This window comes from Algibacter pectinivorans (assembly GCF_900112595.1).
GTDB lineage: Bacteria > Bacteroidota > Bacteroidia > Flavobacteriales > Flavobacteriaceae > Algibacter_B > Algibacter_B pectinivorans.
The window spans coordinates 113,023-133,769 of record NZ_FOMI01000009.1; the positions used below are offsets into that span (position 1 = coordinate 113,023).

Genomic DNA, 20,747 nt, shown 5'->3' on the forward strand with positions numbered 1-20,747 from the left:
GCCGTTCAATCGTTAACGCATTTGCCCCATGCTATTAACACAAATTTAGGGTTCTGGTTAATACCTAATTTTTAAGAAATAGTATCTTTAAAAAAAATAACACCATGAAACGAATACTTCTAATTTTAATAGTAATTAGTACTTCAATTGGCTATTCTCAAACCGATGCCGAGGTTTTAAGAACCATTTACACACAATCTTTAACAAACGGAAAAAGCTACGATTGGTTAAACCATTTATCCAATCAAATTGGTAGCAGGTTATCGGGTTCTCTGGGTGCAGAACGCGCTGTAGCTTATACAAAAGAGGAGCTAGAAGCCTTAGGATTAGATAAGGTGTGGTTACAACCCGTAATGGTTCCAAAATGGGTGCGTGGAGCAAAAGAATTTGCCTTTATAGAAACCGAACCAGGTAAAACTACTAACGTTAATATCTGTGCCCTTGGTGGCTCTGTAGCAACCCCAGCTTTAGGATTAAAGGCCCAAGTGGTAGAGGTGCATAACTTTCAAGAATTAGAAGCCTTAGGTACTGCAGGCGTACAAGGTAAAATAGTATTTTATAATCGCCCTATGCAAGCCGATTTAATTCAAACTTTCGATGCTTATGGTGGCTGTGTTAATCAGCGTTACCAAGGCGCAGTAGAAGCTATAAAATATGGCGCTGTTGGTGTTATTGTGCGATCTATGAATTTACGCATGGACGATTTACCGCATACAGGAAGTATGACCTATAATAATGTACCAGTCGATAAACGTATTCCTTCGGCAGCCATTAGTACAAACGATGCAGAGTTATTAAGTACCATGTTAAAACTCGATAAATCTATTCAATTTTATTTTAAGCAAAATTGTAAGCAACTTAAAGATGTACAATCGCATAACGTAATAGGCGAAATTACAGGAAGCGAATTCCCAGACGAATATATTATTGTTGGCGGCCATTTAGATTCTTGGGATTTAGGCGATGGCTCTCACGATGATGGTGCAGGCGTAGTGCAATCTATGGATGTTTTACGCTTGTTAAAAGCATCTGGAATTAAACCAAAACGCAGTATTCGTGTGGTATTATTTATGAACGAGGAAAACGGATTACGCGGTGGTAATAAATATGCCGAGGTTGCCAAACAGAAAAACGAGAATCATATTTTTGCTCTAGAAAGTGATGCGGGAGGCTTTACACCGCGTGGTTTTAGTTTCGATTGTAGCGATGCTGCTTTTAGTCAAGTATTAAGCTGGCAACAATTGTTTAAACCCTATCTTATTCATTATTTTGAAAAAGGAGGTAGCGGTGCAGATGTAGGGCCTTTAAAAACAGAATCTATTGTTTTGGCTGGTTTACGTCCAGATTCTCAGCGCTATTTCGACCATCACCATGCTAGTAACGATACTTTCGATGCTATAAATAAACGCGAACTAGAACTAGGCGCTGCAACAATGACATCTTTAGTGTATTTATTCGATAAGTATGGTGTAAACCCTATTTCTAATAGCAGCCTAATAAAAAACTAATATCTTTAGCATAAAGTTACGGTCTATGAAGTTATTATTACTAGTACTCAACTTATTTTTTACAATTATTTTTATGGCACAAACTACAGAAGAACTTCCTTTTTATGAAATTCCAGATAATCCCAATACGTATACAGCAGAAACGGTGGCAGCTAGAACAATTGATGGTTTAGGATTTCGTTTTTATTGGGCTACACAAGGTTTAAGTAACGAAGATTTAAGCCATAAAGCTAGTGCATCTGGAAGAACTTCAGCCGAAACTATTACGCATATTTATGGGCTTTCAAAATTTATTAGAAATAGTATCTTAGTAAATAATAAGGACGAAAATAGAACGGCGTTAAGTTTTAAAGACCAGCGTAAACAAACCTTACTAAACTTAAAACTAGTGTCCGATGTGTTACGCGATACAAAAACACCATACAATCTTGAAAACTCCGAGATTCCTTTCTGGAACATTATTAATGGACCCATTGAAGACGCTTTATGGCATTGCGGACAAATTGTTATGCTACGACGTGCATCAGGAAATCCTTTTAATTCTAAGGTAAATCTATTTAGTGGAGCAGTACAAAAGTAATATGTAAGCTTGTTATTTTACTTTTAGAAAAAAATACATTAAAGTTAATTTAATAAGATTTATTATTGTTCATTTTATAGGTAGCTTAAGCACCATTTATCTTTATTATTAGCTTTATAAATCATGTGTTTTTTTGAAGATTAGATAAACTATTAACTATAATCAAATGTTTTATAGTTTATGTAAATAAGGCAGTTATGTAAAAAAATTCTCCAAAGTCTTAGTGATTTTGGAGGCTTTTTTTTAATCTTAAAAAGTTAGCTTTTTAAGGTTTCTGCTTCCATTTGTTTGCGTATTTGTTTAATGGTAAGGGTACTACCATCATGACTCCAACCTGGTGCACCAAAAGCATACATGAATTTATGGTACCAGTTTTTAGATTTCTTCATATCATTCCAGATATCCTTGTATTCATGAGTTAAAATAACTAATGGATTATAGGAGTTAGGAGCGTGCGTTACACCATATTTTATTTCAATGTTTTCATCTAGTTCTTTCCAGGTACCAAACATTTTATCAAAAATATTTAAAAATCCTCCATGGTTTTTATCCATATACTCTAGATTTTGAGCGTGATGTACTTGATGCATGGTGTGTGTATTCATAAATTTTTCTATGAATCCCATTTTAGGAATATAAACCGAATGTAATTGGAATTGCCAAAGGGCTTCAATACCTAAACATACCACCAACATTTCTGGAGGAAAACCAATTGCAGGAATCCACATATAGAAAAAAGGTTTATAAAAAATAGTAAACCAACCGTTTCTTACAGCAGTTCCTAAATTAAAATTATCCGAAGAATGGTGTACAATATGTGCTGCCCATAAAAAGCGTACGTTATGATTTTGTCTATGAAACCAATAATAACTAAAATCATCTAACAATTGGCATATTAACCATGTATACCAGGCATAACCAAAAGATTCCCAACCCATAATGTTCATACGAACACCATCAACTAACGGGTTAAAAACTTCATAAACATAATTAAATAGTACTATGGCTGCTATTGTTTTGGTAAGTGGAGCTAGTATAGCTGAGCCAATTCCCATGGTAAGACTTGCACCTAAATCTTTCCAATTGTATAATTTTTTACTTTTTTCGTCATTATGGTTTTTACTATAAGTAAGTTCTAATAAAATTAAACCTAAAAAACAAGGTACTCCGTAAACGAGGGGGTTTGTAAAATCCATAATATTATAATTTTCTCAAAAATATAACGATTTTAATTGTAATGCTTAATAAGCTTCAAGTAATTTCAAAAAAAAATGGCTTTAAAACAATTTTTGAGTTTTAAAGCCATTAATATTTTTTCAGAAAGCTATTATTTTTCTAAAACAGTTTCTTTTTTTGAACTGAAGTCAACTTCAATTTGATTATTTAAAATATCTTCAAAGGTTTCTCTTTTTCTAATTAGGTGTGCTTCATTATTATGCCATAATACTTCGGCAGGACGAAATCTAGAATTGTAGTTACTCGCCATAGAAAAGCAATACGCTCCTGCGTTTTTAAAACTTAAAATATCACCTTCATTAATTTCATTAATACGTCTGTTATTACCAAACGTATCGGTTTCACAAATATAACCAACAACGGTATAAAAACGCTCTCTTCCTTTTGGGTTAGAAATGTTTACAATATCATGGTGCGAACCATAAAACATAGGGCGAATTAAATGATTAAAACCAGAATCTACCTGAGCAAATACAGTTGAAGTAGTTTGTTTTACAGCATTTACTTTAGTTAAAAAGCTACCAGATTCGCTTACTAGAAACTTACCAGGCTCAAAGGCTAAGGTTAAATCCTTTCCGTAAGACTTACAGAAATCATTAAATCTTGCCGACAATTTTTTGCCCAGTTCTTCAATATTAGTTTCAATATCTCCTTGTTTGTAAGGGACTTTAAAACCAGAACCAAAATCGATAAACTCTAAGTTTTTAAATTGTTTAGCCGTGTCAAATAAAATTTCACTGGCGTAAAGAAACACTTCAATATCTAAAATATCACTACCAGTATGCATGTGTATACCGTTAATGGTCATTTTAGTGTTTTCTACAATTCTTAAAATATGAGGTATTTGGTGTATTGAAATACCAAATTTAGAATCTATATGACCTACAGAAATATTAGCATTACCGCCCGCCATAACATGAGGGTTTATACGAATACAAACAGGTACTTTTGGATGCTTTGTTCCAAATTGCTCTAATATAGAAAGGTTATCTATGTTTATTTTCACTCCTAATTTTGCAGCTTCTTCAATTTCGTCTAAAGACACGCCGTTTGGAGTAAAAATAATTTGCTCTGGCGAAAAACCTGCGGCTAATCCTAACTGCACTTCTTGTATTGAAACTGTATCAATACCAGACCCTAAAGACTTTAAAAGTTTTAAAATAGAGATGTTAGATAAGGCCTTAACCGCATAATTTATCTTTAATTTCTTTACATTTTTAAAAGCAGACGTAAGTCTTTTGTATTGGTTTTCTATTTTTTTAGCATCATAAACATATACTGGACTTCCAAAATCTTGTGCAATTTTAAGCAACTGATTATCTAACATGATTCATTTAATTTTTGTCAAAGATATTTGTTTGATTTCAAAAAAAAATAAAAAAATAAAAAATATATTAAATTAAACATATTGTTAATTATTTAACAAAACTGGATCTATAAATATTTTTTACATGTTTTGATAAATAAATATTAGGGTAAGTAAACGCTATTATTTACATTTGTGAATCTTAAAAAAGAAGCCATATTATGAATTTACACGAATATCAAGGTAAAGAAATATTAAATAGTTTTGGAGTACGTATCCAAAGAGGTATTGTAGCACAAAATGCTCAAGAAGCAGTTGCTGCAGCAAAACAATTAACAAGTGAGACCGGAACAAGCTGGCACGTAATTAAAGCACAAGTACATGCTGGAGGACGTGGAAAAGGAGGAGGCGTTAAGCTTGCTAAAAATTTACAAGAAGTAGAAGAAATTGCTGGTCAAATAATAGGTATGGATTTGGTTACACCTCAAACTTCGGCTGAAGGTAAGCGTGTGCATCAAGTTTTAGTTGCCGAAGATGTTTATTACCCAGGTGAAACTGAAACTAGTGAGTTTTATGTATCTGTTTTATTAAATAGAGGTACAGGGCGTAATATGATTATGTATTCTACAGAAGGTGGAATGGATATTGAAACTGTTGCAGAGGAAACACCACATTTAATATTTACTGAAGAAATTGATCCTGCTGTAGGTTTAATGCCGTTTCAAGCAAGACGTGTTGCTTTTAACTTAGGTTTATCTGGTTTAGCTTTTAAAGAAATGACAAAATTTGTTACTAATCTTTATACAGCTTATGTAAAATCGGATTCTTCTTTATTTGAAATTAACCCGGTTTTAAAAACAAGTGATAATTTAATTATGGCTGTTGATGCTAAAGTAACTATTGATGATAACGCATTATACAGACATAAAAACTACGTAGATTTACGCGATGTTCGTGAAGAGAGTGCTATAGAGGTTGAAGCAGGAGAACTTGGATTAAATTACGTTGATCTAGATGGAAATGTTGGTTGTATGGTTAACGGAGCTGGTTTAGCAATGGCAACAATGGATTTAATTAAGCAAGCAGGAGGAGAACCGGCTAACTTCTTAGATGTTGGTGGTACTGCTGATGCTGCTCGTGTTGAGGCTGCGTTTAAAATTATTTTAAAAGATCCTGCGGTAAAAGCAATTCTAATAAATATTTTTGGTGGAATTGTACGTTGCGACCGTGTTGCACAAGGTGTTATTGATGCCTATAAAAATATGGGAACTATAAACGTGCCAATTATAGTGCGTTTACAAGGTACTAACGCTGATATTGCCAAAGAGTTAATTGATAACTCTGGTTTAGATGTTATGAGTGCTACAGAGTTCCAGGAGGCTGCTGATAAAGTACAACAAGTATTAGGATAAAAGTTAAGGGCTAAAATTTTTAGCACTTTAATTAGTATATAAAAAAAGAGCAACATTTATATGTTGCTCTTTTTTGTTTTTATATTTAGTGTGATCAATATTATTTTTTAATATCCTTTTTCTGCTCTGGTTTAGAAAACTTATTCCCTTTTTTAGGGTTAAATTTTGGTTTGTCCTTTTGCGGGGACTTTTCATTTTTCTTTGGCATGGGGCCTCTTAAATGAATAACAAGTCCGTTTAAAAAATTACGCAAAATCTGGTCGCCACATTCCATATACTTTGGATGGTCTTCTTTTCTAAAAAAAGCCCCTAATTCGCTTTTAGAAATCCGGAAATCTACTAGTTCTAAAATTTTTACTATATCGTCATCGCGAAGCTTTAGGGCTACTCTTAACTTTTTTAAAATATCGTTGTTTGTCATGCTTATATAATGGTTTACTTAAGGTCTATGCATTTCATCGATTTTGAATTTTAATTAATTAAATACTGCCTTTTTTTACTTCTCGTAAAGATACCTTAAAATATGTGTTTTTAAAACATACTGCGATTTTAAGTTTTATCTATTTTAATTGTCTGTTTTTTAGTGTTTTACAGGTTCTTAATCTTGGGTATTGTTCTAGGTGTTAACGAGATAAAGTGCAGTTTTTTTAGTTTAATAAATTGTTTTATTGACGAAACCAATAAAAATTACGATTAAAAACCTACTGTTTTTCGATAAGTTACATTAAATCCACGATTACTTATGTATCTCTTCTGTGTAACTTTATGTAATAATTAATTCATCCCTTTAAAGAAACCCTCAAAAATGGTAAATAGAGTAGAAAAATTAAGTCTTTTGTCCGAAATGATTGCTTTTGCAAAATATGATAAAGACATTAGGCGTATAGAATATAATTTTTTGTTAGGAGTGGCTAAGCAATTAGAAATTTCTCGCGACGATTTTGATTATTTGTTAGATAACCCTGTGTCTTATACTCACTTAAAATCACATAGCGAACGTATTGTTCAATTTCATAGACTAGTATTATTGCTAAATATTGAGCAAGAAACAAATGAAGATAATAATTCTGCTGGAGTAATTAAGTTATATAACTTTGGTTTGCGTATGGGCTTAAGCCACGAATCTATTACCAAAGTATTATACTTAATGGAAAGTTTTCCTAATAAAATAGTGCCGCCAGACGTTTTAATAGATATTTTTAAAACGCAGTATAACTAACGTGTTATTTCTCTCTTAGAATTTTTGAGGATTACTATTATAAGTGTTGATTATATTAAAAGGTGTATTATCGCCTATATAAAGCTAAAAGTTTAAACTTTTAGCTTTTCTAGTTTTTCTTGGTATGCTTTAATTTCATCTCTAAGTTTTGCGGCAACTATAAAGTCTAAATTTTTTGCAGCCTCTTCCATTAGTTTACGGCGTTCTCTTATTTTCTTTTCTAGCTCGGGTTTGCTTAAGTAGTCACTTTCTGGTTCGGCAGCTTTTAGCGCTTCAAGTTCATAACTGTAAGTGCTTACCGAGTTTTTAGAAAGCACATTGTCTAAGCTTTTGTTTAATGCCGTAGGAACGATATTGTGTTTTGTATTGTATGCAATTTGTTTTTCTCTTCTGTACTCTGTTTCGTCAATAGTTTTTTGCATGCTTTTAGTTATTTTATCGGCATACATTATGGCTTTACCATTTAAGTTTCTAGCGGCCCTTCCAACCGTTTGGGTAAGTGAACGTGCAGAACGTAAAAACCCTTCTTTATCGGCGTCTAAAATGGCTACTAAAGATACTTCGGGTAAATCTAATCCTTCACGAAGTAAATTAACACCAACCAAGACATCAAAAAGACCTTTTCGTAAATCTTGCATAATTTCTACACGCTCCAAAGTGTCCACATCACTATGGATATAGCGGCAGCGAATTTGAATTCTATCTAGATATTTAGTTAACTCTTCTGCCATACGTTTAGTAAGTGTTGTTACTAAGGTACGTTCGTCTTTTTCAATACGCTGTTGTATTTCTTCAATTAAATCGTCAATTTGGTTTAAACTTGGGCGTACCTCAATAATAGGGTCCAATAACCCTGTAGGACGTATAACTTGTTCTACATAGATACCATCAGATTTTTGCAATTCGTAATCTGCAGGTGTAGCACTAACATATATAATTTGATTCTGTATGGCTTCAAATTCTTCAAATTTTAATGGTCTATTATCCATGGCAGCAGGTAATCTAAATCCATATTCTACCAAGTTTTCTTTTCGGCTTCTATCGCCTCCATACATGGCGTGAACTTGAGATATAGTTACGTGACTTTCATCTACAACCATTAAATAATCATCTGGAAAATAATCTAATAAACAGAACGGACGGGTTCCTGGTAAACGACCATCTAAATAACGCGAATAGTTTTCAATACCCGAGCAATAGCCTAATTCGCGAATCATTTCCAAATCAAATTCGGTACGTTCCTTAAGGCGTTTTGCTTCTAAGTGCTTACCAATCTCTTTAAAATAATCATGTTGTTTTACCAAATCGTCCTGAATTTCCCTTATAGCGCCCTGTAAAACATCGGGCGAGGTTACAAACATGTTTGCGGGATATATAGTTAGTTGATCGTATTTTTCAACAACTTCGTTGGTTTGAATATCAAAGGATTCAATATCTTCAATTTCATCTCCAAAAAAGTGAATTCTAAAGGCATCATCGGCATAACTCGGGAAAATATCAACCGTATCTCCTTTTATTCTAAAGTTTCCGTGTCTAAAATCGGCTTCGGTTCTAGAGTATAAACTTTGTACTAAACTATGTAGTAATTTGGTTCTAGAAATTTCTTGGTCTCTTTTTAATGTGATTACGTTTTTTTGAAACTCAATAGGGTTTCCAATACCATAAATACAAGAAACCGATGCAATTACTAGAACATCACGACGCCCAGAGAGCAGAGAAGAGGTTGCGCTTAAACGCATTTTCTCTATTTCTTCATTAATAGATAAATCTTTTTCAATGAATACTCCAGAAACGGGGATGTAGGCTTCTGGTTGGTAGTAGTCGTAATACGACACAAAGTACTCAACGGCATTGTTTGGGAAAAACTGCTTAAATTCTGAATACAACTGGGCAGCTAAAGTTTTGTTGTGTGCCAAAACTAAGGTTGGCTTTTGCACCTCCTCAATAACATTGGCTACCGTAAATGTTTTTCCAGAACCCGTTACACCCAATAGCGTTTGGTATTTTTCGCCAGAAGTAATACCACTAACTAACTGTTTTATTGCCTGTGGTTGATCTCCGGTGGGTTTAAATTCCGATTCAATTTTAAACTGCATACGCCTTATACTTTAATATGTCTAAATTACTTAAAGTTGATGGAATTAGGAATTTAACTGATGGAAATTTAATTTTTATCGTTTTAACGCAAAATGCCCTTTAATATTAAATGTTTCGCCATTTTGAACGATATCTGCAGAGAACCAATAATCATCAGAAGGCATGTTTTGGCCATTAAAAGTACCATCCCAACCCAAGGAATTATAGGGTAGCATTTTTAGTAATTTACCATGTCTGTTGTAAATATAAACTTTGGTACCTGGTAATTGATCTGCTCCAATAATGTGCCAAGTATCATAAGCATTATCATTGTTTGGTGTTACAAACTTTGGAATGTCAAATACAAAAACGGTCTGCGATATATCCATACACCCATTTAAATCTCTAACGGTTACAAGATGGCGTCCAAAAGACACATCGTTAAAAATGTTTGATGTTTGTGGTTCGCCACCATCTAATATAAAAACATAGTCGCCAATTCTACCATTATTAATTTCTACAGTTATTCTATTAGGGTCTGCAAAATTAACCGTTGAGGTAAGTGTTATCTCCGCCTCTTCAGATGGTATTACTCTAAAATTATGGGTAGAACTACAGTTAGCCCCTATAGTGTTGGGTCTAGTTACAGTAACAGAGTAATCTCCAATGTCTTCTGGGTTAATTATAATTTCGCTTGTTGTTGCCCCGGTAGACCATAAATATTGATCGCCAGGAACTCCGGTATCTGCTACGACTAGTAAAGGCTCATCGTTACATAAAGGCACAATTTCTTCTAAAGGAATTTCAGGTTTAGGATTTACTAGTAAATCAAATTGTGTGGTGTTAAAGCACCCCGTAGTTCTATTTTCTAGTCTAACAAAAATGGTTTTCTCGGTAGAAGATGTGTAGTTGTTAGAAAGCGCATCGGTTTCAGTTTCGGCATTATCTAGAGTGTCATAAAAAGTAATGTTGTGATTGGAAGCCGGTAAACTACCAAGGATAGTATTATTGTTATCTGTTAAAATGAAATTTTGCTCGCCATCAAAATCATCATCACAGATTACCAAATCTGAAGGTCTATTAGCTGTTGGATTTTGATTTATTTCTAATACAAACGAGGTTACTATCGGACAGCCAGTAACATTATCGAAAATTCGAATAAAAATTTCGTGGCTGCTAGCCGTATAGTTAAATGTATTACCAATAGGAGCGGCATTATCTATGGCTTCTTGTTCAGTTTCGTGATAGGAAATAGTAACAATATTTGGGTCGTTAACAACTAAACCATCAACGTTTGATAAATCATAGGTATCGGTATCGTTATCGCAAATAGGAATATTGTTTACCGTGTTTATTACGGGTGGTAAATCCACATTTAATTCTATAGGTACTAAAGTGAAACAGCCTGTTAAGGTGTTCGTTATTTTAATATAAACGGTTTTTGCTTCAGAATCTAGACTTGTTGGGTCTGGTATTTCATTGGAATTGTCCATACCATTGTCTTGATTAATATCTGTTAGGTTTTCAAAGTAATTAATAACAAGGTTACTTTTTACCCGATCTAGTATTTCAAAATCTGCAGTTTGTGTATCTATGTTGTAAACTGTTAAATCGAAGTTTGCTATACCTGCTTGTGTTGGCGCACATTCTGTTATTGAGGGCGTTCCTACTAAAACATCTGGTGCCGAAACAATGTTCATTCCTAATTCCTCAACAACATAACAAAACGATGCGCTACTTTCTATTCGTATATAAATACTTTGTGGATTGGTTACGTTTGTGTAAGTTGAAGGTAATGGATCTAAATTATCCATTGCATCTTGTTGTGATGTGTGAAAGGTAATGCCTAATACATCTGGCGAATTGGTTTGAATTTCGGCTTTTTTATCGTCTAAATTAAATTCGAAAAAGCCATCGTTTGTAGCATCGTCGCAAACTAAGAAATCGATAATAGGATCGAAAACTGGATCTGGTGCTACTTGAATTTCAATAGACCCGGTACTATAGCAAGTTTGGTCTGTAATATTTTCAACTCTAACGTATAGTGTTCTGGAAGCTGAGTTGTAAGGCATGTCTGCTCCTTTAGGAAGAGCATTTGCTATGTTTCTGTTTATGGCATCGTTTTCATCTTCAAAATAATACACTACTTTGCCAGTTTGTGCATTTAGGACTTCTTCATCTATTTCAGATAATATAAAATCGGCAAAATTATCGCCATCGTCTTCACACACCTGAAAAAGGATATCTGTTGGGATAACAGGAACCGTGTTTATTATGGCTTCAAACGAAACAATAGACGTACAGTTTGTGTCTGTAATGGCATTTTCAATACGTATATAGATGGTTTGGGTATCTGTATTGTATGCTGCACGTTCCGATTCTGGTATAGCCTGGGTAATTGTGTTGTTGTTAGCGGCTTCAAGGTCTGTAAATACATCAATATTTAATCCCGTTCTACTGGCTACAGCTTCGTCTATTTTATCTTCAATATTTATAACATAGAATCCATCATCGTCGTCATCACAAATAACAATGTCGTCTGGTTGGTTAGAGGATGGTGCGACTAAGACTTCAATTTGAAACGGGTTAACAGTAGCGCAGCCTGTATTAACACTTTCTAATCGTGCATAAAGCGTTTCTATGTTACTTGAGTTATTGTAAAATGGCGGTAATTGGTTTGCTGTATTATTAGTTTGTGCATCCATTTCATCTGCAAAATAAGTAACTGTAAAGTTTGTGTTACCGCCGGTTACTGTATCGTCTAAAGAATGCAGGTCTATGCTGGTAAAGCCATCATCATCGTCATCACAATAAGGCACCGTTACTTCGGCAAATAGTAAAATTGGGTTTACTAAAAGATTTATTTCAGAGGTTTCAACACAGCCACCACCTTCAATACTTACATATAGAACTTGCGGACTTAAAGCTGGATATGGTACTGTTTTATCGATAGGGTTAACACCATTATCACGTTCGTCCTCGTTTTCATAAAAGGTAACGGTTATAGAACTGGGTAGGTCGTTGGCTATAAATGTCTCTATGGTATTTAAATCGAAATCTAGGGTGTCTGTAGAGTCATCATTATCATCACAAAGTGCAAAATCTCCTGTGTCTGTTCCTGTTAATAGTAAATTGGTGTGAATTTCGAAAGGGACAATGGTTGGACACCCTGTTGAGTCGTCTACAATTCTTAAATAAATAGTTCCAGAACCTGGTTCTGTAACTGCGTTAGTATACTGGTAGCTTGTTTCGTCTGCTATAGCATTAATGTTCATTTCGGCATCGTTAAACGACTGGTGAAAAGTTGTTGTTACTCCAGTTAGTCCATTTAATATTGGTGCTATTACTTCGGTTAAATTAAACTCGGCATCGCCATCTAAATCTCTATCACAAGCATCTAGGTATTGGGTGTCTCTATTTACAATTGGGCTAATAGTAATATCGACATTTAATGTTGTGGTAGTAACGCAGCCTGTTTCAATGTCAATAATTCTTACGTAAACTAATTCTGGCGAACTAGAGTTAACATAAGGTGTTGGTATTGGATTGCTTCCGGTACTAACGTCTAAGGAGTTATAATGGTATGAAACTACTAAGTTGCTTTGCCCCGAGGTAATTTCCTCGTCTTTTTCTGTTAGGTCAATAATTGCGAAACCATCTGGATTGTCGTCGCTATCGCATATTTCTAAAGGTGTAGGGTCTACGATGCTCGGTAAAGGATTAACAACTAAGTTAAAGGTTGTATATGAAAAACAGTTACTATCAGTATCTTGTACACGTACATAAATAGTTTGCGGAGATGATGTGTTTTGTATTGGTCCTGTAATTGGGTTAGTGTTTAGTCTGGCTTCGTTGTCCGATAAATGATAACTGAAAGCATAATTGTTAAAAGGTGAGTTTGCAGCAACTTCCGAATCTTTTATACTAACACTAAAGGTTTCAATGCCATCACCACTAGAATCATCACAAATTTGATAATCCGAAATGGGCTCCATAGGCTCCTCTGTATTAAGAACAACTTCTACTTCATCGGTCTCAACACAGGTGCTTCCATTTATTGGTACAGCTACTTCTACGCGGTATGTGCCATTTAACAGGGCTGTATAGGTTGGGCTTACTGCACCAGGAATTAAAGTATCGTTTCTATACCAAGCGTAAGATGCTAGGGTGTTTTCTAAATCGGCATCTAGAACTACAGAACTCGCACAGGTGGTAATGTCTTCTCCTAAGTCTAAAACTTTAAAGCTATCGCCTTCAATAAAAACTGCGGTATCAAATGTATGGTCGTTTTGATCTGCAATTACTAATTTAATACGGTAAGTTACATTAGGCGAAATACTACCGGCAGCTGTTAATACTGTTGTTCTACCATTATAATTTGTATCTCCAAGATTGTAACCGGCAAAGTATTGTTCGTTTTCTGGGTTGCAATTTAAGGTTCCGGAATTGGCACTAACATTATGGATGGTACTTGTATTAACAGGTGTAGTGGTTCCAGGTACAAGTGCTATATTTTGATAAGGATCGCTAGTTCCTGCTTCTTTAATAAGAAATGCAAAACCATCGGAAAACTGACATGGGTTAATACCAAAGTATTCTTCTGAAGCTAAAAGGTAGTTAAATTGAAATTGATTAGATATTGAAACAAAATCGAACTCAATAGATGTTGCATTTAAGGTATTAGTTATTCCTAAAGCGGCTTCTAAATCAGGATCGGTTCCCCAAGTGGAAGAGCCTTCGCTTAAGGTTGGTGTTCTTGCAGAATTTCCGCCCGAAGTGGCTCCACCTGTAGATAACATAATACCATTTTCGAAAGGGAAATTAGAACCAGCTCTTTCAAAATAAGCATAACTGTTAAATCCGCTAGCGGTTCCATTAACCGAAGAACTAATGTTTGATATGTTTACACAACCATTAACTAAGTTATCTTGAATTAAGGATTGTAGCCCAACATTATCATTGATAGTAATTTGTTGCGAAAACCCAATAGCTCCAAAAAAAAATAACATAAATAAGGTGAAGGAAATCGATCTCATAACTGGTAGTAGCTTTCTAGTTCTTTTTTTATGTGCTTTTTAAGCATTTTTGTTGGGGTGAAATAAGGCCGAAAATAGATTTTTTTTAGATGAAACGCAAAATTAATCAGTTAAAACGCATATTTTTTTGATTTGAAACTAATTGGCTGTTAATATTTTAGCGAAAAGTGGTTTTTGTAAACTCTACCGTCCTCTAGTTTAACAGAAAACCAATAATCATCGCTAGGTAGAACTTGTCCGTTTAATGTGCCGTCCCATCCCTTTTCTGTGGCTTTAATTTCTTTTATTAATTTTCCAAACCTATTATAAATATAAACTTTAGAGTTGGCTTGAAATTGTTTTGAAACGCCTAAGATTTGCCAAGTATCATTTACGCCATCGCTATTTGGTGTAAAGTACTTAGGAAAACCAATTACCGATACATTTTCATTTACAATACCACAATCATTTTTAATATCCTTAACGGCAACTTGGTAAATTCCTGGGTATATATTTTCAAAAAGGTTACTATCTTGAAACGGTTTTACTGTTAAATTATTGCTATCAATTAAGCTGTACTGGTATGTGCCTTCTCCAGAAACCAAAACGGTTATTGTATTATTTTGTACGGCATCGGTTACCTTAAAAGCAGGTGCGTTAAAAGTTGCAATATTAGATTCTGTAACGGTAACTGTTCTAGTTTTTAAGCAGCCACTTGTTTTATCTGTAACTGTAACCGTAAAGGTGCCAACGGTATTTATTTCTGTTTCATAGGTTGTATCTCCATTAGACCAGTTATAATTATAATCGCTAGTAGCCCCACTAATAAGACCAGCATCAATGGTAATGGTATTTGGAAAAGTATTTAAGCAATAGTATTCTAAACTATTGGTTTCAATATTTGGTAAGGCATTTACTTTTAGTACAACATCGCTTATACCATAACAGTTATTAGCATTTTCAACACGCGCATAAATGGTTTGCGAATACGGTACTGTATTGGTATACGTACCCGTTAAGGTATTTGATTCTGTTAACGCGTCATTATAGGTTTCAAAATAGGTAACGTTTAGTCCGGCAGGTAAACCTGCAACAATAATATTGTTTGCGTCGTTTAGGTTAAAACTATGAAAACCATCTTCGGTACCGTCATCGTCGCAATGCACTAATTCGGTGTTGTTGGCATCGGTTACGCTGGTTTGCAATGTTAGCTCAGAAAAACTACTACAGCCGGTAGAGTCGTTTATTACTTCAACATAAATGGTTTGTGGGTTCGATGTATTGGGGAAATTGTAACCGTCAACTTCATTAGTTCTTGCAGAATCTGTATAAAACTTTAGAGATCGTTCTGGTATGCCTCCTGTTAAGTTAGTATGCGACTTGTTGAGGTTAAATATGGTTAGCCCATCTGTAATGCCATCTTCGTCGCATTGCAATAAGGTATCGTTGTACGCTTCTGGATTAGTGTTAAGGCTTACAAAGGCTTGCCCTTCTAAAACGCCACAATTTCCATCGTTAAGGTCTATAAAAACTTCGTAATTTCCAGTGTCTGATACTTCAATATTATGTGTTGTAATTGCTAACGGCGTTTTATTAACTGTCCATTCGTATGTGGCTCCAGTAATTTCTGGAGCAGATAACGTGTAGGTATAGCCATCACAGAGGTCTAAAGTTAAGGATTCTGCACCATTATTTATAATATCTACTTTTTGGTTAAAGAAAGATTGTATAAAAGGAGGTAAACCTTGCGATGATAGGTTGGGAGATACAGTTAATCCATTATGTTGGTAATCGCAAGCGGTACCCAAAGCATTAGGGTTATTAATTACGCCCAGTTGCGATAAACCAAAATCGTAAGTAGCGCTTAGTGCTCTGTAAATTTTTCCATTAGGTCCAAGTTGTAAACCACCTCTGTATAATATTCTGTTGTCTATGACCACCTCAGAATTTTGAATATCTGTAGCAAGAAGGTTGTATTGTAGTAGAACTGAACTATGATTTGAGGGTACATTTCTATTAGGACCATTATAATCATTTGAGGCGTGTACATAAAGTAACTCGCTACTAGGCGAAAATTCTAGTCCGTACGGAAAATCACTATTACCACTTAAAACTAGACGATTAAGGTTTGATACTTGGCCTGTTGCCGAATCAAAATCGAACAGTAACAACCTGTCTTTAACATTACTAAAAAATAAATCGGCAGAAACGTTGGCACAGGCTATTTTTTCTCCGTCTGGAGAAATCTTTAAATTTCCTCTGTAATCATTAATTGCTAAGGGAAAGGTTGATTTAACTGCTGTGGTGTTTATACCAAGATCACTAACCTCGAAAGCATGAAATGTATTATACTCTTCTAGTAAACCGCTTTCTGAAGCAAATGCAAGTACCCAGATAGATTTAGTTTCGCAGTCTTTAACCACGGCCGATAGTTTTTCGGAACAATCTTGAATTAAATTAACGTTTTTGTTGGTAACAGCGCCAAGACCTCCACTTAATGTCATATCTACTTCAGAGTAATTAAAGCCATAATGCGGTTCATCAGGATTATGATCATCTACAGTAAAAACATAATATATATCTGGCGTATTAGGTTTAGGTACAATAATAGCAGATTGCGTACTTGAAGGGTCGCCATTTAATCCAGAACCATTGGTCATTACGCCATGGTTTTTATTCCAAATTGTTATACCGTCTGTATAAAATAACAAATTTCCGAAGCTGTCTGAAATAGACGCGGACCCCTCGTTTGTAAATAATTGACCATTATTTAGTGCCGAAACCTCTCCGTTTGTTTGATTAAAATTAATTCCAGCTCCATAACCAAAATACCAATTTGAAGCTTCAGCCTGCGAAAAAGAAGATATACTTATTACACAGAAAATTACGAATAATATAGTCTTTTTCATTTTTTAGTAGCAATTGCTACCAAAGGTATTACAAATCTCGGTTTTTTAATAATCTAAACGATAAAAAAACGAAAAGAGCTGTCCAACCTATTACTATAGCCAATTCGTGCAAATGCACAGCGTAATCGTATATAAGTTCCCCTTTATTAGGGAATTTACTCATGGCTATTCTTTGAAACGGTTGCTCAATTAAATTATACATAGATTTTAAAGGAAATACATTCTGAATTTTACTAGCAAAAGCAACATCAGATTGCCATGATATTAAACCAAACACAATCCATTCTGCAATAAAAATAATAAATAAAAAGGCTAAAGCAAATGCCGAACGTTTTACAAGCATGCCTAAAAACAAACATAAACTAAAGAAACCAATAAGTTTTACTAAGTAGGCAAACAGAAATTCGATTTCGCTAAAAATAATGGATGCTTCGTTATAACTAGAATAATATAAACCAATACAGAATGAAATTAAACCAATTATTACGGTTGAAATTAGCGAAAAGAATACAATGGCATAAAACTTAGAAAGTATAAATTCCTTTTTACTTAATCCATCAATAAGGTTTTGCTTAATGGTTTTGTTGCTGTACTCATTACCAATCATACTTACTACAACTATAGCAAAAAAGAACTTAAATTGAGACGCAAAAAATGTTGTTAAGTGCCATATAATTGGGAAGTTGAAAATACCAAGTTCACCTAATTCTAGCGTAAAAAATCCAAAAACATTAATTTTAAGTGATGATAGTAATATTACAAAAAATGGTAAAATAAAGGATACGAATATGAGTGTTTTACTGGTTCTATTAAGTAATAGTTTTTGCAATTCTAAATTTAAAAGTCGTAACATTAGGGCTAGTTTTGGTTGTTATCGGTTAATTGTAAAAATTGTTCTTCTAAACTTTCCTTACGCTGTACTAAATGCGTTAGTATAATACCTTGGCTAAATAGATATTGGTTAAAATCTTCAGATTTTATAGGTTCATTTAAAAAGGCGGTAACCAATTGGTCTGCCACTTTAATATTTCCAAAAGAAGGATGGCTTTCTAGAAGGGCAATTAATTCTTCTTTTTTGTTCGATTTAAGTTCAAAAAAACCATGACTAGAAATCATTTCATCCACTCTGCCAGAGTACAGTTTAACCCCCTTACGAAGCACGACCACATGCGAACATACTTTTTCAACCTCATCCAATAAATGCGATGCTAATAAAATAGTCGTGCCTTTAGCGGCTATCTGTTTAATTATTTCTCTAATTTGATGAATGCCTTGTGGGTCTAATCCATTTGTAGGTTCATCAAGAATTAATATTTCAGGATCGTTTAATAGGGCAGAAGCTATGGCTAAGCGTTGTTTCATGCCTAAAGAGTAGGTCTGGAATTTACTGTCCTTACGCTCTAAAAGCCCAACAATCTCTAGCTTTTCGTGTATTTTGCTAAACGGAACATCTTTAATTCTGCAAACTAATTTCAAGTTTTGTTCTGCCGTCATGTACGGATAAAAATTAGGGCGCTCAATAATGGCACCTACTTTTTTTAGGGCATCGTGTGTTGAGGTGTTTCCTTCAAACCAATGGAAATCGCCTTCGGTTTTATTAACCACATTTAGTACAATGCCTAGAGTTGTAGATTTTCCGCTTCCGTTAGGTCCTAAAATACCGTAAACATTACCTTTTTTTATGGTAAACGATAGGTTTTTTACTGCGGTTAAGTACCCGAATTTTTTGGTAAGGTTGTTAATAGAAAGTATAGTATCCAAACTAAAAGTTTTTTTCGCCAACCTATAAAGTTAGCTTTGGTTTGTTATTTTAGTACGACGAATGTATGTGGTTTTTGTTACACCTATATCAATAAAAACATTAAATTTGAATAAGTAAGATACCTATGCAAGATTTAAAAATATCAAAGAAGAAACCATCGTTTCCTATAACGCCTAAGTTGCACAACTATTTAAGCGAGTATAACAGAAACATAAAAATCCCAATTTTTTATGATGATTTGTTACGTTTTCAAGGCTCTATTGTGGTGTATGATAAAGATGATAATGATACCTTATGGATTAGGGTGTATTATAACGATTATGAACGTGAGGAAATTGATGCTGCTTTAAAAAAGGTATATACCATTTTTCATTCGGATGGTAACGATAGTGTTTTACCATTTTTAAATGTGGATGCTATTGATTTTTGCACCTTTGGAAACTCAAAACCTTTTAGAATAAAAGTTAGAAATATTTTAAATGATAATTACACATATTTTTATGTGAAAACAGCCGATTCGTCTAGAATTTATGGCTTAGAACTAGAGCATATGTTATCGCCTTATAACCTAAATTATTTGGTGTATAAGAATACATTAATTGAAGAACATATTGCAGGTATTCCGGGAGATGAGTTTATAAAGAATTTTTTACCAAAATGCGATAAATCTGAAAAATCTCAAATAGCCAAAGAGTTCGTTAAGTTTAACGAACGTTGTATGATACGGCTTTTAGGCGATATGCGATCGTACAATTATGTTATTGTACCTACGCACGATTTTGACCATGTGGTGTATAAAATAAGAGCTATAGATTTCGACCAGCAATCTTACGAAGGCAAGTTTAACATTTACAGACCACAGTTTTTTAAAGAAAACTATGAGATGGTACAGTTGGTATCTAACAGTATGCAAAAATTGTCTATAAATCAATATAAAACCGAAGAGCGTTCTATTTTAGTAAAACGTTTAAAAAGTTTTCATGATCGTATTGATTCGCTTTTAGATTGTATGGGCGAAGATGCTATTTCAACTGTAGATAATATCGATTTATTAAAATATAAGATATTTGAATATACCCAAGATGTTAACTTTAAACGTTGCGAGAATATGGGGCAAATTTTAAAGTATTCGCTAGAGTTTTTAACTCGAAATTACGAAAATGTAAATATTGAGAATTTAAGAGACCAACGAAATACTAATTCCAGTTTTCGTTAAAATCTAGGTTATCATAATCATCTAAATCAATCTCGTCGTCAAACTCGTTGTATAGGTCGTCTTCATCTGCTTCAAATACTTTTTCTGGAGCAGTATCTGGAACTTGACCTTGTACAAACATGAGGTTTGGGTAATCGTTTCCTTCGGTTTCTTCAACAATTTCTGCAAGTTCCACATAAAATGTCCACATACTCATAAAGTCGTAAACGTATATTAGTTTAGTTTGTGCTTCATGAACCACACTATCTAACGAGGTTTCGTTCATTAAACGCGCAGAGCCATCATCACTTAAATCAAATAAAGAAATTTCTTCACCTTGTTCCCAAATATCGTTACTTATATAAAACGAAGCCATTTCGGTACCATCAAACCCAAAAGATTGTGTTACCACGTTATGCAAATCCTCAAGTGTGTCTGTTTCACGAATTTCTAAATCGCGAAAAATATCTTCGTCTGTATCATTATCTAAAATAACTCTAAATCTGTAAATCATGGCAATTAAATTATG

14 protein-coding genes are annotated in these 20,747 nt (G+C 34.1%); 5 read left to right on the top strand and 9 right to left on the bottom strand.

The features are described from left to right. Positions 1-104 precede the first annotated feature (104 nt). Positions 105-1,508 carry a M20/M25/M40 family metallo-hydrolase gene (locus BMY96_RS13275; RefSeq protein ID WP_092852978.1) on the top strand — a complete coding sequence of 468 codons (1,404 nt, stop codon included), beginning with the start codon at positions 105-107 and terminating at the stop codon, positions 1,506-1,508. 25 nt (positions 1,509-1,533) lie between these two features. Further along, positions 1,534-2,088, top strand: coding sequence for a hypothetical protein (locus tag BMY96_RS13280; protein WP_092852980.1), 555 nt, complete (start codon positions 1,534-1,536; stop codon positions 2,086-2,088). 257 nt (positions 2,089-2,345) lie between these two features. On the opposite strand, the gene BMY96_RS13285 is transcribed toward BMY96_RS13280, so the two are convergent. Both BMY96_RS13285 and lysA read right to left on the bottom strand, forming a co-directional pair. After that, complete coding sequence (locus BMY96_RS13285) at positions 2,346-3,284, bottom strand: sterol desaturase family protein (RefSeq protein ID WP_092852982.1); 939 nt, start codon at positions 3,282-3,284, stop codon at positions 2,346-2,348. Positions 3,285-3,415: 131 nt separating this feature from the next. Further along, the gene (gene lysA, locus BMY96_RS13290) at positions 3,416-4,651 is read right to left on the bottom strand and encodes a diaminopimelate decarboxylase (protein WP_092852984.1); all 1,236 of its coding nucleotides are present in this window, start codon (positions 4,649-4,651) and stop codon (positions 3,416-3,418) included. 200 nt (positions 4,652-4,851) lie between these two features. On the opposite strand from lysA, the gene sucC reads away from it, so the two are divergent. Then, complete coding sequence (gene sucC / locus BMY96_RS13295; RefSeq protein WP_092852986.1) at positions 4,852-6,042, top strand: ADP-forming succinate--CoA ligase subunit beta; 1,191 nt, start codon at positions 4,852-4,854, stop codon at positions 6,040-6,042. A gap of 100 nt (positions 6,043-6,142) precedes the next feature. Here the strand turns inward: sucC and BMY96_RS13300 are convergent, their stop codons facing one another. Beyond that, on the bottom strand, positions 6,143-6,463 hold the full coding sequence (locus BMY96_RS13300; protein WP_092852988.1) for a DUF1456 family protein: 321 nt from the start codon (positions 6,461-6,463) through the stop codon (positions 6,143-6,145). Between the two features lie 384 nt (positions 6,464-6,847). Between BMY96_RS13300 and BMY96_RS13305 the strand changes: the two genes are divergently transcribed. After that, positions 6,848-7,261, top strand: a complete 414-nt coding sequence (locus tag BMY96_RS13305) for a hypothetical protein (protein WP_092852990.1) — start codon at positions 6,848-6,850, stop codon at positions 7,259-7,261. A 92-nt stretch (positions 7,262-7,353) separates the two neighbouring features. Here BMY96_RS13305 and uvrB read toward each other — a convergent pair whose 3' ends face one another. The 5 genes from uvrB to BMY96_RS13330 all read right to left on the bottom strand — a co-directional run bounded on the left by uvrB (position 7,354) and on the right by BMY96_RS13330 (position 19,022). Then, positions 7,354-9,357, bottom strand: coding sequence for an excinuclease ABC subunit UvrB (gene uvrB, locus BMY96_RS13310; RefSeq protein WP_092852992.1), 2,004 nt, complete (start codon positions 9,355-9,357; stop codon positions 7,354-7,356). Positions 9,358-9,432: 75 nt separating this feature from the next. Next, on the bottom strand, positions 9,433-14,373 hold the full coding sequence (locus tag BMY96_RS13315) for a T9SS type B sorting domain-containing protein (RefSeq protein WP_092852994.1): 4,941 nt from the start codon (positions 14,371-14,373) through the stop codon (positions 9,433-9,435). 149 nt (positions 14,374-14,522) lie between these two features. Further along, on the bottom strand, positions 14,523-17,261 hold the full coding sequence (locus tag BMY96_RS13320) for a T9SS type B sorting domain-containing protein (protein WP_092852996.1): 2,739 nt from the start codon (positions 17,259-17,261) through the stop codon (positions 14,523-14,525). A gap of 28 nt (positions 17,262-17,289) precedes the next feature. Continuing rightward, complete coding sequence (locus BMY96_RS13325) at positions 17,290-18,114, bottom strand: ABC transporter permease (protein WP_092852998.1); 825 nt, start codon at positions 18,112-18,114, stop codon at positions 17,290-17,292. Between the two features lie 5 nt (positions 18,115-18,119). Further along, a complete protein-coding gene (locus BMY96_RS13330) occupies positions 18,120-19,022 on the bottom strand; it encodes an ABC transporter ATP-binding protein (protein ID WP_092853095.1) in 903 nt (300 codons plus the stop codon). 125 nt (positions 19,023-19,147) lie between these two features. Here BMY96_RS13330 and BMY96_RS13335 point away from each other — a divergent pair, with 125 nt between their 5' ends. Then, positions 19,148-20,239: a hypothetical protein gene (locus tag BMY96_RS13335; protein WP_092853000.1), complete on the top strand. Its 1,092-nt coding sequence runs from the start codon at positions 19,148-19,150 to the stop codon at positions 20,237-20,239. On the opposite strand, the gene BMY96_RS13340 is transcribed toward BMY96_RS13335, so the two are convergent. After that, the gene (locus BMY96_RS13340; protein ID WP_092853002.1) at positions 20,220-20,732 is read right to left on the bottom strand and encodes an IS1096 element passenger TnpR family protein; all 513 of its coding nucleotides are present in this window, start codon (positions 20,730-20,732) and stop codon (positions 20,220-20,222) included. The genes BMY96_RS13335 and BMY96_RS13340 overlap by 20 nt on opposite strands. Positions 20,733-20,747: the final 15 nt, after the last annotated feature.

Excerpts from the sequence above, each read along its gene's own strand:
- BMY96_RS13275 (WP_092852978.1), top strand. The coding sequence starts at position 105 with ATGAAACGAATACTTCTAATTTTAATAGTAATTAGTACTTCAATTGGC.
- BMY96_RS13280 (WP_092852980.1), top strand. The coding sequence starts at position 1,534 with ATGAAGTTATTATTACTAGTACTCAACTTATTTTTTACAATTATTTTT.
- BMY96_RS13285 (WP_092852982.1), bottom strand. The coding sequence starts at position 3,284 with ATGGATTTTACAAACCCCCTCGTTTACGGAGTACCTTGTTTTTTAGGT.
- lysA (WP_092852984.1), bottom strand. The coding sequence starts at position 4,651 with ATGTTAGATAATCAGTTGCTTAAAATTGCACAAGATTTTGGAAGTCCA.
- sucC (WP_092852986.1), top strand. The coding sequence starts at position 4,852 with ATGAATTTACACGAATATCAAGGTAAAGAAATATTAAATAGTTTTGGA.
- BMY96_RS13300 (WP_092852988.1), bottom strand. The coding sequence starts at position 6,463 with ATGACAAACAACGATATTTTAAAAAAGTTAAGAGTAGCCCTAAAGCTT.
- BMY96_RS13305 (WP_092852990.1), top strand. The coding sequence starts at position 6,848 with ATGGTAAATAGAGTAGAAAAATTAAGTCTTTTGTCCGAAATGATTGCT.
- uvrB (WP_092852992.1), bottom strand. The coding sequence starts at position 9,357 with ATGCAGTTTAAAATTGAATCGGAATTTAAACCCACCGGAGATCAACCA.
- BMY96_RS13315 (WP_092852994.1), bottom strand. The coding sequence starts at position 14,373 with ATGAGATCGATTTCCTTCACCTTATTTATGTTATTTTTTTTTGGAGCT.
- BMY96_RS13320 (WP_092852996.1), bottom strand. The coding sequence starts at position 17,261 with ATGAAAAAGACTATATTATTCGTAATTTTCTGTGTAATAAGTATATCT.
- BMY96_RS13325 (WP_092852998.1), bottom strand. The coding sequence starts at position 18,114 with ATGTTACGACTTTTAAATTTAGAATTGCAAAAACTATTACTTAATAGA.
- BMY96_RS13335 (WP_092853000.1), top strand. The coding sequence starts at position 19,148 with ATGCAAGATTTAAAAATATCAAAGAAGAAACCATCGTTTCCTATAACG.
- BMY96_RS13340 (WP_092853002.1), bottom strand. The coding sequence starts at position 20,732 with ATGATTTACAGATTTAGAGTTATTTTAGATAATGATACAGACGAAGAT.